The 13520-nt window shown below is 66.1% G+C and carries 9 protein-coding genes, 2 rRNA genes and 1 pseudogene (1 of these 12 only partly in view); 2 read left to right on the top strand and 10 right to left on the bottom strand.

Features of this window, described 5'->3' with window-relative positions; translation table 11 throughout:
* Window positions 1-4: 4 nt before the first annotated feature.
* Together OG405_RS16665 and steA are read right to left on the bottom strand one after the other, a co-directional pair.
* Window positions 5-1732, bottom strand: a complete 1728-nt coding sequence (locus OG405_RS16665) for a CTP synthase (protein ID WP_327147412.1) — start codon at window positions 1730-1732, stop codon at window positions 5-7.
* Between the two features lie 330 nt (window positions 1733-2062).
* Complete coding sequence (gene steA, locus OG405_RS16670; RefSeq protein ID WP_327147413.1) at window positions 2063-3274, bottom strand: putative cytokinetic ring protein SteA; 1212 nt, start codon at window positions 3272-3274, stop codon at window positions 2063-2065.
* Window positions 3275-3444: 170 nt separating this feature from the next.
* Between steA and OG405_RS16675 the strand changes: the two genes are divergently transcribed.
* On the top strand, window positions 3445-3864 hold the full coding sequence (locus tag OG405_RS16675) for an SRPBCC family protein (protein ID WP_327147414.1): 420 nt from the start codon (window positions 3445-3447) through the stop codon (window positions 3862-3864).
* 187 nt (window positions 3865-4051) lie between these two features.
* Here the strand turns inward: OG405_RS16675 and recN are convergent, their stop codons facing one another.
* Genes recN through OG405_RS16700 form a run of 5 tightly spaced genes read right to left on the bottom strand, consistent with a single transcriptional unit; the run spans window position 4052 to window position 8778 of the window.
* Window positions 4052-5824 carry a DNA repair protein RecN gene (gene recN, locus OG405_RS16680; RefSeq protein WP_327147415.1) on the bottom strand — a complete coding sequence of 591 codons (1773 nt, stop codon included), beginning with the start codon at window positions 5822-5824 and terminating at the stop codon, window positions 4052-4054.
* Window positions 5802-6776: an NAD kinase gene (locus OG405_RS16685; RefSeq protein ID WP_327147416.1), complete on the bottom strand. Its 975-nt coding sequence runs from the start codon at window positions 6774-6776 to the stop codon at window positions 5802-5804. Before OG405_RS16685 ends, recN begins: the two co-directional genes overlap by 23 nt.
* The gene (locus OG405_RS16690) at window positions 6773-7594 is read right to left on the bottom strand and encodes a TlyA family RNA methyltransferase (protein WP_327147417.1); all 822 of its coding nucleotides are present in this window, start codon (window positions 7592-7594) and stop codon (window positions 6773-6775) included. Before OG405_RS16690 ends, OG405_RS16685 begins: the two co-directional genes overlap by 4 nt.
* Before the next feature lies 1 nt (window position 7595).
* Window positions 7596-7883 (bottom strand): hypothetical protein, encoded by a 288-nt coding sequence (locus OG405_RS16695; protein ID WP_327147418.1) that lies wholly within the window; start codon window positions 7881-7883, stop codon window positions 7596-7598.
* Between the two features lie 13 nt (window positions 7884-7896).
* Entirely contained in the window at window positions 7897-8778 is an 882-nt protein-coding gene (locus OG405_RS16700; RefSeq protein ID WP_327152361.1) for an HAD-IIA family hydrolase, read from the bottom strand.
* Between the two features lie 235 nt (window positions 8779-9013).
* Here OG405_RS16700 and OG405_RS16705 point away from each other — a divergent pair, with 235 nt between their 5' ends.
* On the top strand, window positions 9014-9502 hold the full coding sequence (locus OG405_RS16705; protein WP_327147419.1) for a GyrI-like domain-containing protein: 489 nt from the start codon (window positions 9014-9016) through the stop codon (window positions 9500-9502).
* A gap of 9 nt (window positions 9503-9511) precedes the next feature.
* Here the strand turns inward: OG405_RS16705 and OG405_RS16710 are convergent.
* The 3 genes and pseudogenes from OG405_RS16710 to OG405_RS16720 all read right to left on the bottom strand — a co-directional run.
* A pseudogene (locus OG405_RS16710) lies at window positions 9512-10501 on the bottom strand (tetratricopeptide repeat protein); the annotation flags it as partial.
* Between the two features lie 685 nt (window positions 10502-11186).
* A 5S ribosomal RNA gene (rrf, locus tag OG405_RS16715) occupies window positions 11187-11303 on the bottom strand.
* A gap of 144 nt (window positions 11304-11447) precedes the next feature.
* Window positions 11448-13520: ribosomal RNA gene (locus tag OG405_RS16720) — 23S ribosomal RNA — on the bottom strand (it continues 1059 nt past the right edge of the window).

Genomic DNA, 13520 nt, shown 5'->3' on the forward strand with positions numbered 1-13520 from the left:
GACGTCACGACACCCGCTCGGAGGTACCGGCCAGTTCCTGCTCACCCGGGATATCGACCGGCAGCCGCTCGGCCAGTTTGTACCGCAGGGCGGCGGCGATGAGTTCGGCGAACAGCGGATGCGGCCGGGTCGGGCGGCTCTTGAGTTCGGGATGGGCCTGGGTGCCGACGAAGAAGGGATGAATTTCGGCGGGCATTTCGACGAACTCCACCAGATGCCCGTCGGGGGACGTACCGCTGAACCGCAATCCGCTGGTGGCGATCTTGTCGCGGTAGGCGTTGTTCACTTCGTACCGGTGCCGGTGCCGTTCGGAGACCTCGGTGGCGTGGTAGGCCCGGGCCACCACGGAGCCCTTCTCCAGCACGGCCGGATAGGCGCCGAGCCGCATGGTGCCGCCCAGATCGGCCTCCCCGGCCACAGCTTGTTCCTGATCGGCCATGGTGGAGATCACCGGATGCTCGGTCTCGGGTTCGAACTCGGCCGAGTTGGCGTCGGTGAGACCCACCGAGCGCGCGGCCTCGATGACCATGCACTGCAATCCCAGGCACAGCCCGAGCAGCGGCAGGCCGCGGGTGCGGGCATGGTGGATGGCCCCGACCTTGCCCTCGATCCCGCGTATCCCGAATCCACCGGGGATGAGAACCGCGTCCACATCGCGCAGGGCAGCCTGCGCCCCGGCAGCGGTCTCGCAGTCGTCGGACTGCACCCAGCGCAGTTTCACCTTGGCTCGGTGGGCGAAGCCTCCGGCGCGCAGCGCCTCGGTGACCGAGAGGTAGGCGTCGGGAAGGTCCACGTATTTCCCGACCAGCGCGACCTCCACTGTCTCCCGCGGTGCGTGCACGCGGTCGAGCAGATCGCCCCAGATCGTCCAGTCCACGTCCCGGAAAGGCAGCCCGAGTTTGCGCACCACATAGGCGTCGAGGGCTTCACGGTGCAGCACTTTGGGAATGTCGTAGATCGACGGCGCGTCCGGGGTGGAGATGCAGGCATCGACCTCCACGTCACACATCAGCGCGATCTTGTTCTTCAGACCGGCCGGAACTTCACGATCACAGCGCAGGATCAGCGCGTCGGGCTGGATACCGATACTGCGCAGCGCGGCCACCGAATGCTGGGTGGGTTTGGTCTTGAGTTCCCCCGAGGGCGCCAGATACGGAACCAGCGAGACATGCAGGAAGAAGACGTTGTCGCGGCCGACATCGTGGCGGATCTGGCGGGCCGCTTCGAGGAACGGCTGAGATTCGATATCGCCGACCGTGCCGCCGATCTCGGTGATCACCACATCCGGCTCGTGTCCCTGCAGGTCGGGACCGCGCATGGCCAGGATTCGCGCCTTGATCTCATCGGTGATGTGCGGGATGACCTGCACGGTGTCGCCGAGGTACTCGCCGCGCCGTTCCTTGGCGATCACCGACGAGTACACCTGACCGGTGGTGACGTTTGCGTCCCGCGAGAGATCCCGGTCCAGGAATCGTTCGTAGTGCCCCACATCGAGGTCGGTCTCGGCCCCGTCCTCGGTCACGAACACTTCTCCGTGCTGGAACGGATTCATGGTGCCGGGATCGACGTTCAGATAGGGATCGAGTTTCTGCATGGTGACCCGTAGCCCCCGCGCGGTCAGCAACTGACCGAGACTGGAGGCGGTGAGACCCTTACCGAGTGAGGAGGCGACGCCACCGCTGACGAAGATATGTTTGGTGGCTGCCCGCGCCTGAATCCGTGTATGACCCACGGGTCTTCACGGTAACACGAAACCCCGGGCGACGATCGACCGCCACTCCCGGTTAACCGTCCGATCGCCACCTCCCCCCGATACCGCGACCGGCGATCCGGGCCGAAGACCGATTACTCCCGTCCCGGAGGTACCACCGGCCACTTCCTTCACACTCCCGCGCCCCGCAGTCGGAGATCTTGCGAATTCGTCCCAATGCTGTGCGATTGCGCACGGCCGCCAGGAGCGCCCGTCTGCACGGCCGTCAGGAGGCGCCCCGCCCGCGCAGACGCCAGGAGCGACCCGTCCGGAGCCGAGGCCGATTCGGGCACCCACACGCCTCCGCCCCGGCTACTGCGGCCGGTTCAGCATCTCCCGCCCCCAGAGATCCGCCCGATGCAACCAGTCCTGCGCGAGGGTGAACACTTCGCTTCCGTGCCCGGCGGCCAGCACCGCCACGATCAGTACGACCAGCGCCGCCAGGACCAGCATCGCCGTCATCGCGCCGGAGACCCGGCTCCGGTACAGCGTGGCCACCGCAGTGGCATCCATGATCGTGCCACCGACCTTGAGACGTGTGAGAAAGGTCGCGGGATTGCTCTCCCGCCGGCCGCGATCGAAAAACTCCTCCAACGATGCAGCCGCCCCCGCGGTGACGATGAGCGCGGCACCGTGATGGTGCGCCAGCAACAAGGCCAGATCCGCGGGCGTCCCGGAACACGGAAAGGTGATCGCGCCGATCCCCAGCTCTTTGACCCGGTCCAGCCCTTCGGCGTAACCGTCGGTTTCCGCCGGAACGATCAGCTCGGCGCTACCGGTGAGGGTTTTGGCAGTGAGTTCGTCGGGATTGGCGACGATCAGATCCAGACGGTAGCCGGCGCCGCGCACCGCTTCCGCGCCCTGCCCCACCCCGATGATGACCGGGGCGTACTCCTTGATGAAGGGTTTGAGTTTCCTCAGGTCCTCGGCGTGGCCGGGCCCGTCGCCGACCACGACAACCTGACGGCCGTTCAGATCCAGACCCGGAGCGGGCACGCCGATACCGTCCATGAGCAGCGATGATTCGGCGCGGATGAATTCCAGGGCGTCGACGGCGAACGATTCGAGATGGCTTGCGAGCCCGATACGCGCCTCCGACAGCCGTTCGGCCACACCGCTCTCGTCGAGTTCGAGGCATTCCACCAGGACTTCCGATCCCCGGCGGGTGAGGCGGTCCGCGTAGACCACGCCGTTGTCGATCCGCACCTTCGCGCCGTCCTTGATACGACCGAAGGCATCGGAGCTGACCGTGTCCAGGAGTAGTACACCGCCGGCCACCAGGAGTTCGGGTCCCGGGTTGGGATAGCGGCCGGAGATCGACGGTGAGGTGTTCACCACCGCCGCCACCCCGGCCGCGAGCAGCCGGTCGGCGGTGACCTGGTCCAGATCCATTTCGTCGAGAACCGCGATATCGCCCGGCTCCAACCGGTCGAGTAGCCGCCGGGTATCGCGGTCGACCCGGGCGGTGCCGGTCCGGCCGGGCAGCGTCTCGGAATTCTTCGACAGCAGCGCCAGCATCCTCATGCAGCGATGATCGTCGGAAACTCTCAACCATTGGTGGAGACACGCCGCGATTCGATAGCGTACGGCTATCTATTGGAAGCCAGACCTCGGCGGTCGCCGTCGGCGCGACACGAAAATCCACGGCCGTACACCGTAAGCTGCCCGGGACAGCCACACGAAGAGGAGTCTCCATGGCCAGCACCACCGTCGATACCGTGATCGCCGCCCCGCGCGCGACCGTGTACCGGCTGTTCGCCGACCGCGAGAGCATCGACCCGTTCCTTGCGGTGAACGTGACGCTCGTCAAACCGGGCACCACCGAACGAGAAGGCGTCGGCGCCCAGCACAAGATCGGTATCGGTCCGGTCGGGGTGGTCGAGGAGATCACCGCGCTGGTCCCGAACGAACGTATGGAGTACAAGATCGTCAAGGGCGCCCCGGTGAAAAGCCATATCGGCGTCATCACCTTCGCCGACACGGACAACGGCACCCGCGTCTCCTACACGATGACCTCGGACCCCTCGCTGCCTGTTCCGGCCAAGATCCTGGAGATCGGTCTCAAGGGCCTGATCAACCAGTTCATCTCCGCCGCGCACAAGGCCGTCAACTGACCCGTCGGCGCGATACCGGAGCCGCGCTACCGCATGGCAGCGCTGTTCCGGTGTGGGAGCCGGCTCTGGCGAGGAATTCGTTCCACACGCCGACCCGTCGGCTCCTCGGACAGCTCGACCCCGATGTGCCGGGATGGATACGGCCCAGTACCTCGCGGACGGGACTACGACGCCCCCGCGCCATCGATCAGTAGGCCGCCATCCGCTCGGCACGCGCGGTGTTCAGGAGTTCCCACGCGTGCGCGCGGCCGGTCTCGGTATCGTCGAGCCCGGCCAGCATGCGGGCCAGCTCGACGATCCGCTCGTCCTGAGTGAGGGCCCGGACCCCCGAATTCACAGCACCGTCGCCGTCATCGGATTTGTCCACCACCAGATGGGTGTCGGCGAACGCCGCCACCTGCGCCAGATGCGTCACCACGATCACCTGGTGGGTGCGTGCGAGCCGGGCCAGTCGGCGACCGATCTCGACCGCCGCCCGACCACCGACACCGGCGTCGACCTCGTCGAAGACCATCGTCGCCCCGTGTTCGGCGCCCGCCAGCACCACCTCCAGGGCCAGCATCACCCGGGAGAGCTCGCCGCCGGAGGCACTCTTGCTCAACGGCAGCGACTGCGCACCGGAATGCGCTGCCAGCCGGAACTCGACCTCGTCCACTCCCGCGGGCCCCGCGTGCAGTTCGGTGCCGTCGACCAGCAGCGGCGCCGAGTCCTGCGCCCCGGCCGGCAGTGGCCGCACTTCGACCTCGAGCCGCGCCTTGCCCATCGCGAGCCCGCTCAATTCCTCGGTAACCGCCGCCCCGAGCGCAACCGCCGCCGCGGCCCGGGCCGCCGACAGTTTCACCGCGGCCGCCCGCACCCGGTCGGCGCCCGCCGACACCTCGGCGGTCAACGCCGCCAGGGTCTCCTCCGAAACGTCGAGCGACTCCAGCCGAGTTCGCGCCTCCCCCGCCCATGCGATCACACCATTGATATCGGGCGCGTATTTTCGGGTCAGCGACTTCAATTCGGCCTGCCGCGACAGCATGGATTCCAGCGCGCCCGGGTCCGACGGCAGATCCGATAGATACCCGCTCAGTTCGGTTGTCAGGTCGACCACCACCGCGATCGCCTCCGCTAAGCGAGGCGACAGCACGGCGAGAGCCGGATCCTCGGCGCCCTCCACCCGAGACCGCGCGATACCCAGCGCATCCAGCGCACCGCCCCCTTCACCGGAGTTGTCGACCGGCCCCGCCAGCGCCTCGTGCGCGGTAGCCGCCGCGTCCCGCAGCGAATCCAGATCACTGAGCCGCCGGATCTCGGCGAGCAACCGCTCGTCTTCCTCCGGCTCCGGTGCGACAGCATCGATTTCGGCCAGAGACTGGGTGAGCCGTTCGGCTTCGGCCGCCATCTCCCGGCCGCGTGCGGTCCGTTCCAGCAGCGATGTCCGGGCGTCCAGCCAAGCGCGGCGGTGTTCGACATAGTCGCGCAGCAGCGACCCCACCGTCGCGTCGGCGAACTGGTCCAGCGCGTGCAACTGCTGCTCGGGCCGCTGTAATCGCAATTGGTCGTTCTGACCGTGCACGGTGAGCATGGGTGCGGTGAAATCGGCCAGCACCGACGCCGGTACGCCACGACCGCCCAGATGCGCCCGGGAACGACCGTCGCTGCCGACGGTTCGGATCGCGATCACCGTCCCGTCGTCGTCGGCGACAGCGGCTGCCGATTCCAGTACCTGCTCGGAATCGCCGCGCGCAGCGTCGTTCAGCTCGTCGAGGGTGAACCTACCCTCTACCACCGCGCGATTCGCCCCGAGCCGGACTCGCCCGGCATCGGCGCGTGCACCGCTCAGCAGGTGCAGACTGGTGACCACCATTGTCTTGCCCGCCCCGGTTTCCCCGGTGAGCACAGTCAGCCCTTCGTGGAATTGCGCGGTGGCCGTCGAGATGACGCCCAGTCCGTCAATTCTTATCTCTGTCAGCACGTGTGCCCTCCGTTCGCCGCCGGCCCCGCCAACCCGTGACCGGCAGCTCGAACTTGCGCACCATCCGATCCGCGAACGGCGCGGAGTCCAGCCGCACCCACCGCACCGGCTCGGCACCCCGGACCGCTTCGACCCGGCCGCCCCGCGGCAGTGCGAGGGTGCGCCTGCCATCCAGGAAAACTATCGCATCGTGGCCGGTGGCAACGGATTCGACCGCGATCCGTGAATCCGGGCTGGTCACCAGGGGTCGCGCGAACAGGGCGTGCGCGTTGCTCGGAATCACCAGTAGCGCTTCCAGTTCCGGCCACACCACGGGCCCGCCTGCGGAGAAAGCATACGCCGTCGAACCGGTAGGGGTAGCGATAAGAATTCCGTCACACCCGTAGGAGGACACCGGTCGCCCGTCCACTTCGAGCACCACCTCGAGAACACCCATCCGGGCCGCGTTCTCGATACTGGCCTCGTTCAACGCCCAACCGTGTTCGATGATCTCGTCGTCGAGGCGGACGTTGACGTCGAGAGTCATCCGCTCCTCGACGCGGTAGTCACGGCGGACGACTTGCGCGAGCGCCTCGTCCAGGTTTTCCGCTTCGGCCTCGGTGAGAAAGCCGATCCGCCCCAGGTTTATACCGAGCACCGGGACCGTCACGTGCCGGGCCAGCTCCGCGCCCCGCAGCAGCGTTCCGTCGCCGCCGAGCGCCAGCACCATCTCACAGCCCAGCGCCGCGTCGGGTTCGTGGGCGACCACCTGCACCGGATATCCACAGGGATCCGCAACCGGCTCGATCTCGGCGTCGAATCGAGTGCTGTAGGCCTCATCGGCCAGCACGCGCAAACCGATTCCGGCCTCCGCGCAGATCTTCGCGACCCGATGCGCGGTCTCACTGATCTCGGCCCGGCCGGGATGGGAGACCAGCAGGATCTCTCGCTGCCGGGACACCTCCGTGTTCACTGCGGCCCCTCCTCGACTGCCCGCTTAACCAGCGCTTCCACCTCGTCGGCGGACCTACCCGCCGTCTCCGCACGGCGCAACCACAGAAAGTATTCGACATTGCCGGACGGGCCGGGCAGCGGGCTCGCCACCACGCCCCGGGTGTGCAGGCCGAGGTCCGCGGCCGCAGCGGCCACCGAACACACCGCTTCGGCGCGCAGTACCGGGTCTCGTACCACCCCACCGGAGCCCACTCGGTCCTTGCCGACCTCGAACTGCGGTTTCACCATGGGCAAGAGATCAGCGCCGGGCACCACACATTCGGCCAGCGCGGGCAGCACCAGGGTCAAGGCGATGAAGGACAGATCGGCGACCACCAGATCGACAGGCCCGCCGATATCGGCAGCGGTCAACTTCCGGACATTGGTGCGGTCGTGCACGTGCACCCGGTCGTCGGTACGCAACCGCCACACCAGCTGCCCGTATCCGACATCGACCGCTACCACTTCACGGGCGTCCCGGCTGAGCAACACATCGGTGAAGCCTCCGGTCGACGCCCCGGCGTCCAAGCACCTCCGCCCGGCGACCGGCAGCCCCTGCGGTTCGAACGCATCCAACGCACCCAGCAGTTTGTGTGCCCCTCGCGATGCCCAAGAGACCTCGTCGACCTGCTCCTTGACCAGCAGAGGTGTCCCGGTCTCCACCGCTGTCGCCGGTTTCACCGCGACAGTGCCATTGATCAGCACCCGCCCGGCACCGATCAATTCCACCGCGTGTTCGCGTGACCGTGCCAGACCGCGGCGGACCAGTTCCGCGTCCACCCGCGCCCGCCTGGCCACCTCAGATCTTGTCCACCGTGGCCAGGGCCTGCACCAGCACCTCGTGTGCCTGGTCCAGGATGTGCGCACGGCGAGCCAGATCGGCGCCGACAGAGGAGGCCTCCGCTGAGGTACCGCCGACGTCCGGCGGGGTACCGAGTTCGGCGAGCAAGTCACCGACCTCGGCCCGGATCCGGTCCGGGTCTGCGGGTTCACCGTGTCCTGCTGCCCCGGGCAGATGCCGGCCGGGCAGCGGCGCCCCGGAGCGGGCGGTGCCGAGGTTGTTCGGGCGGGGAGTCGGGGTAGTCATCGTGAGCTCAACGCTATCGGATTTCCGAACGTGGCGCGCGTACCGTCAGCGCCCGCCCGGGGTGTGCCCGCAGTTCCGCGCGCACCGCGGACAGGTCGATACGACCGGGCACCGGCGGCTGACCGAGCGCGTCCAGGCTGTCGGCGATATAGGTGGGCAACTCCGCCTCGGGCAGACCGGCGAGATCGTCGACGGTGCTGACACCGGTCAGTACCAACAGCGAATCCAGCGCCACATTCTGCGCACCGGAGATATCGGTATCGAGCCGGTCGCCGACAACCAGGGCCGCGCGGGTCCCGGCCCGGGCCAATGCGTCCTCGAGCAGCGGCGGATAAGGTTTGCCCGCCACCACCGGTTCCCGATCCGTGGCCGCTCGCAGCGCCGCGACCATCGCTCCGTTACCGGGCGCGAGACCACGCTCGTCGGGCAGCGTCCTGTCGGTGTTGGCCGCAACCCACACTGCGCCCGCCCGTACCGCGTACGAGGCCTCCGCCAGATCCGGCCAGGCCGTCTGGGGCGAATGTCCCTGGACGACCGCCATCACCGTCCCCGTCGCACGACGCACCGGTTTCAAACCCGCCGATTCGACCTCAGCCGCGAGGTCGTCGGACCCGACGACCAGAACCTCGGAGCCGGGCACCACGCGTTCGGCCAGCAGCCGGCTCGCCGCCTGCGCACTGGTCACCACATCCGCCTCCGCCGCCGGGTATCCCAACTCGGCCAGATGGGCCGCCACAGTGGTGGCCGACCGGCTCGCGTTGTTGGTGACGTAGACCAGCCGCTGCGTCCCGCCGGCCAGCGCCTCGGGCGCACCGTCGATCACCGCGGGCCCCCGGTACAGGGTCCCGTCCAGATCCAGCAGCAGCGCCTCGTACCTGTCCCGCAACCGCGGCATCTCACTCGCTTCCCGCACACTCGGACCCTACGTCCTACCTCCGACGTCCCCTACACCCGCTAGTGCCCAGTACACGCTTTCGTGCGTCGGTCGGCACGCCGCAAGCCGTCTGTTCGGCTGTAAATTGATTCGGGAATTCCGGCGATCCGGCTGCGATGAATTCTCCGGTCGGACAACGTCGGAACAGTTCAGAGACCACTCCGTCGCGGCGGACGCACCCATTCGTGGAGGACCAGTGACCGTAGACCCGATCGATCGCACAGCCGACCCCGAACTGCTGGAGGTCGCCGAAACGATCACTGCCGTGGTCCGCGGCCGGATCACGCCGGATCAGGCCGTCTCGTTCTTCGACTCCTCGTTCGGCCTGCTGCCGCCGGCCCTCGCCGGCCAGGGGGCTGTGATCACCGGACCGGCTCTGTCTCTGTGGAAGACCGAATCCGGACCGTCCACAGACCTCGAGGTGGGTTTCCCGGTGGACCGCCGGATTGCACCCGACGGGGAGGTCGTCCCCGCTCATCTCCCGGCGGGCCTGATCGCCCGAGTCGTGCACGAGGGCAGTTTCGACACCCTCGGTGTCACCTGGGATCGTCTGCGCACCTGGATCACCGACGAGGGCCTGACCCCGGCGGCCGAGCGCTGGGAGGTCTATCTGACCGAACCGAATCCGCAGATGGACCCGGCCGATCTGCGGACCGAACTCAACTGGACGATCGCGCAATCCTGAAGCATCGGGTCACGCCTCGCCGGTCAGTTCGGCCGCACGTTCCTCGGCATCGGTTTCCCCGTCGAGGTCGGCGGCGGCCGCGTTGAAGAACCAGGTCAGCCCTTCCTCGGTCCGACCGGCAGCGACCAGGGCATCAGCGTAGGCGTAGAAGAGCCGCGCGGGGCCCGAACCGGTACGAGCGGGGTCCAGGTCGGAGGTTTGCAGGGTCACCACGGCTTGGTCGTACTGGCCCAGGTCCATCCGCGCACCCGCGACCACGATGCGCAACTCGATCGCCTCGTCACCGGTGAGGGCCCGGCCCTCGTCACTGCGACCGATCTCGATCGCGCGCTCGGGGCGGCCGAGACCGCGTTCGCAGTCCGCCATCACCGCCAGGAGGCCGGATCCACCGGACATACGCCGTGCCGCACGCAGTTCGGAGAGCGCTTCGGCCCATTCCCCGGCGTGATAGGCGACGACACCGGCGGTTTCGCGAACCACGGCTATCCGTCCGGCCCGCTGCCGCGCGGCCCGGGCATGGGCCAGCGCCAGCTGCGGATCGTCGTCGAGTACTTGCGCGGCCATCGCCAGATGCCTGGACACGGTCTCCGCATTGCCCTTGTCCAGGCTCAACAGATCCCGCCGAATGGAGGTATCGAGATCGCCGGCCTGGACCTCGTCGGGCAGGTCCGGTTCCTCGGGCCGTGGCGGGCGTCGATCGACTCCGCGACCGCCGCCTTCGCCGCCGCGGCGTCTCGCTCCGTCGGCTTCTCCACCGCCTCGCGGGAAAGAGCCCGAACTGTTGCCACTTCCGGTCGAATCGATCCGGTCCCGGCGGGGTCGATCCGCACCGCGATCGGGCCGGTCGGACGCACCGCGGCCACCGAAGCGGCGATCGTCCCCACCGCGACCAGGGCGGTCGGACGCACCGCGCCCACCGAAACGACGGTCCTCGGCACCGCCTCGATCATCCGCGCGTCCGGCACTGTCACCCCGATGGTTCCGGCCACGATCGGAATCGCCGAAGGCAGAGCGTCCCGAAGACCGGGACTCCCCGCGCTCCCGCGCACCGTACTCCCGCTTGTCACCGTCGGGACGCGACTGCGACCGCGGACCGCGGGAACGATTCTCTTCCTGACTCGGCCGTGAACCTTCGGCCCGGAAACCCGGTCGGCCACCGGCCCGATCGGCGCCACTCTCACGCGGCCCCGACGATCCGGCCCGTTCGTCACGGCCACTACGGTCGGGACGCTGGGGGCTACGAGGCCGGTCACCGCCGAACCCGCTACCACCGGAGGCCGGGCGTCCACCGCGCCCCTCACCTCTGGTGTCCGCCTCACGACCGCGGCGTGAATCGCCGCGATTGTCGTCATTGCGACGGAATCCGCCCCCGCCGCCCGCACGGCCGGCGTCGCTCCGGCCACTCGATTCGCCACCTGAGCGTCCGCCATCGCCCGCACCCGCGCTGCCGCGGGAGCTGCCATCAGATCCGGAAGAATTGCGCCGGAACGGCTTCCGGCCATTGTTCTGTTCCGGCACGGCGGGTCCCTCTCTCGGTGACAAGACTGGATCGAATGGCACGGCGAAACGGTCTCGCCGCCGACACTGGTGGAACTGTACTCACACCAAGTTTACGGGTCCATATCACCGTATACAGAAATGAAGGTAGGGGACCCAAAATGGGTCCCCTACCTTGAAAAGTATGTTCCGGCGGTGTCCTACTCTCCCACACCCTGTCGAGTGCAGTACCATCGGCGCTGGCAGGCTTAGCTTCCGGGTTCGGAATGGGACCGGGCGTTTCCCTGCCGCTATAACCGCCGTAACTCTATGAAACTATCCACAGAGAGCCACTCCCTTTCTTCGAACCCGGAACCACAGGGTATAAACCCCGGCCCAGAATTCTGGAGTGTCTTCTGTATCTGTGTGTTGTTTCAGATACTGCACAGTGGACGCGTAGCAATCTTTGTTCAGTAAGCCCTCGGCCTATTAGTACCGGTCACCTCCACACGTTACCGTGCTTCCAGTTCCGGCCTATCAACCCCATGGTCTGTAGGGGGCCTTAACCACTCTAGGTGGTGGGAAACCTCATCTTGGAACAGGCTTCCCGCTTAGATGCTTTCAGCGGTTATCCCTTCCGAACGTAGCCAACCAGCCGTGCCCCTGGCGGGACAACTGGCACACCAGAGGTTCGTCCGTCCCGGTCCTCTCGTACTAGGGACAGCCTTCCTCAAGTTTCCAACGCGCGCGGCGGATAGAGACCGAACTGTCTCACGACGTTCTAAACCCAGCTCGCGTGCCGCTTTAATGGGCGAACAGCCCAACCCTTGGGACCTACTCCAGCCCCAGGATGCGACGAGCCGACATCGAGGTGCCAAACCATCCCGTCGATATGGACTCTTGGGGAAGATCAGCCTGTTATCCCCGGGGTACCTTTTATCCGTTGAGCGACACCGCTTCCACTTGCCGGTGCCGGATCACTAGTCCCGACTTTCGTCCCTGCTCGACCTGTCAGTCTCACAGTCAAGCTCCCTTGTGCACTTGCACTCAACACCTGATTGCCAACCAGGCTGAGGGAACCTTTGGGCGCCTCCGTTACATTTTGGGAGGCAACCGCCCCAGTTAAACTACCCACCAGGCACTGTCCCTGAACCAGATCATGGTCCGAGGTTAGAGGTCCAATACGATCAGAGTGGTATTTCAACGATGACTCACCGAACACTGGCGTGCCCGTTTCATAGTCTCCCACCTATCCTACACAAACCGTACCGAACACCAATACCAAGCTATAGTGAAGGTCCCGGGGTCTTTTCGTCCTGCCGCGCGTAACGAGCATCTTTACTCGTAGTGCAATTTCGCCGAGTCTGTGGTCGAGACAGCTGAGAAGTCGTTACGCCATTCGTGCAGGTCGGAACTTACCCGACAAGGAATTTCGCTACCTTAGGATGGTTATAGTTACCACCGCCGTTTACCGGGGCTTAAATTCTCAGCTTCGCGCCGAAGCGCTAACCGGTCCTCTTAACCTTCCGGCACCGGGCAGGCGTCAGTCCGTATACATCGTCTTACGACTTCGCACGGACCTGTGTTTTTAGTAAACAGTCGCTTCTCACTGGTCTCTGCGACCACACCCAGCTCCCACCGTAAAGGCGTTCACCGGACATGGTCCCCCTTCTCCCGAAGTTACGGGGGCATTTTGCCGAGTTCCTTGACCACAGTTATCTCGATCGCCTTAGTATTCTCTACCTGACCACCTGTGTCGGTTTGGGGTACGGGCCGTGTACCAACTCACTAGAGGCTTTTCTCGGCAGCATAGGATCACTGAATTCGCCTCAATCGGCTACGCATCACCTCTCAGGCTATATGCTGTGCGGATTTGCCTACACAACGCCCTACAGGCTTACACCAGTACAACCACTGACTGGCCCAGCTACCTTCCTGCGTCACCCCATCGCTTGACTACTACACCCAGGGTCGTGCGCAGCCACTTCCAGCCTCCCGAAGGAGGTCCGTCCGCATTTGGGCACTTAGCACAGATGATTCGCCATTGGGCGCGGATACACGGGTACGGGAATATCAACCCGTTGTCCATCGACTACGCCTGTCGGCCTCGCCTTAGGTCCCGACTAACCCTGGGCGGATTAACCTGGCCCAGGAACCCTTGGTCATTCGGCGGACGAGTTTCTCACTCGTCTTTCGCTACTCATGCCTGCATTCTCACTCGCGCAGCCTCCACAACTGGGTCACCCCGCTGCTTCCCTGGCTACACGACGCTCCCCTACCCAGCCACACCACTGCACGCACCCCCGTAAGGATGCGCGGATGTATTGTGTGACTGCCGCGGCTTCGGCGGTGTACTTGAGCCCCGCTACATTGTCGGCGCAGGATCACTCGACCAGTGAGCTATTACGCACTCTTTCAAGGGTGGCTGCTTCTAAGCCAACCTCCTGGCTGTCTGCGCAATCCCACATCCTTTTCCACTTAGTACACGCTTAGGGGCCTTAGCCGGCGATCTGGGCTGTTTCCCTCTCGACTACGAAGCTTA

Source organism: Nocardia sp. NBC_01329 (assembly GCF_035956715.1).
In the GTDB taxonomy this organism is placed as follows: domain Bacteria; phylum Actinomycetota; class Actinomycetes; order Mycobacteriales; family Mycobacteriaceae; genus Nocardia.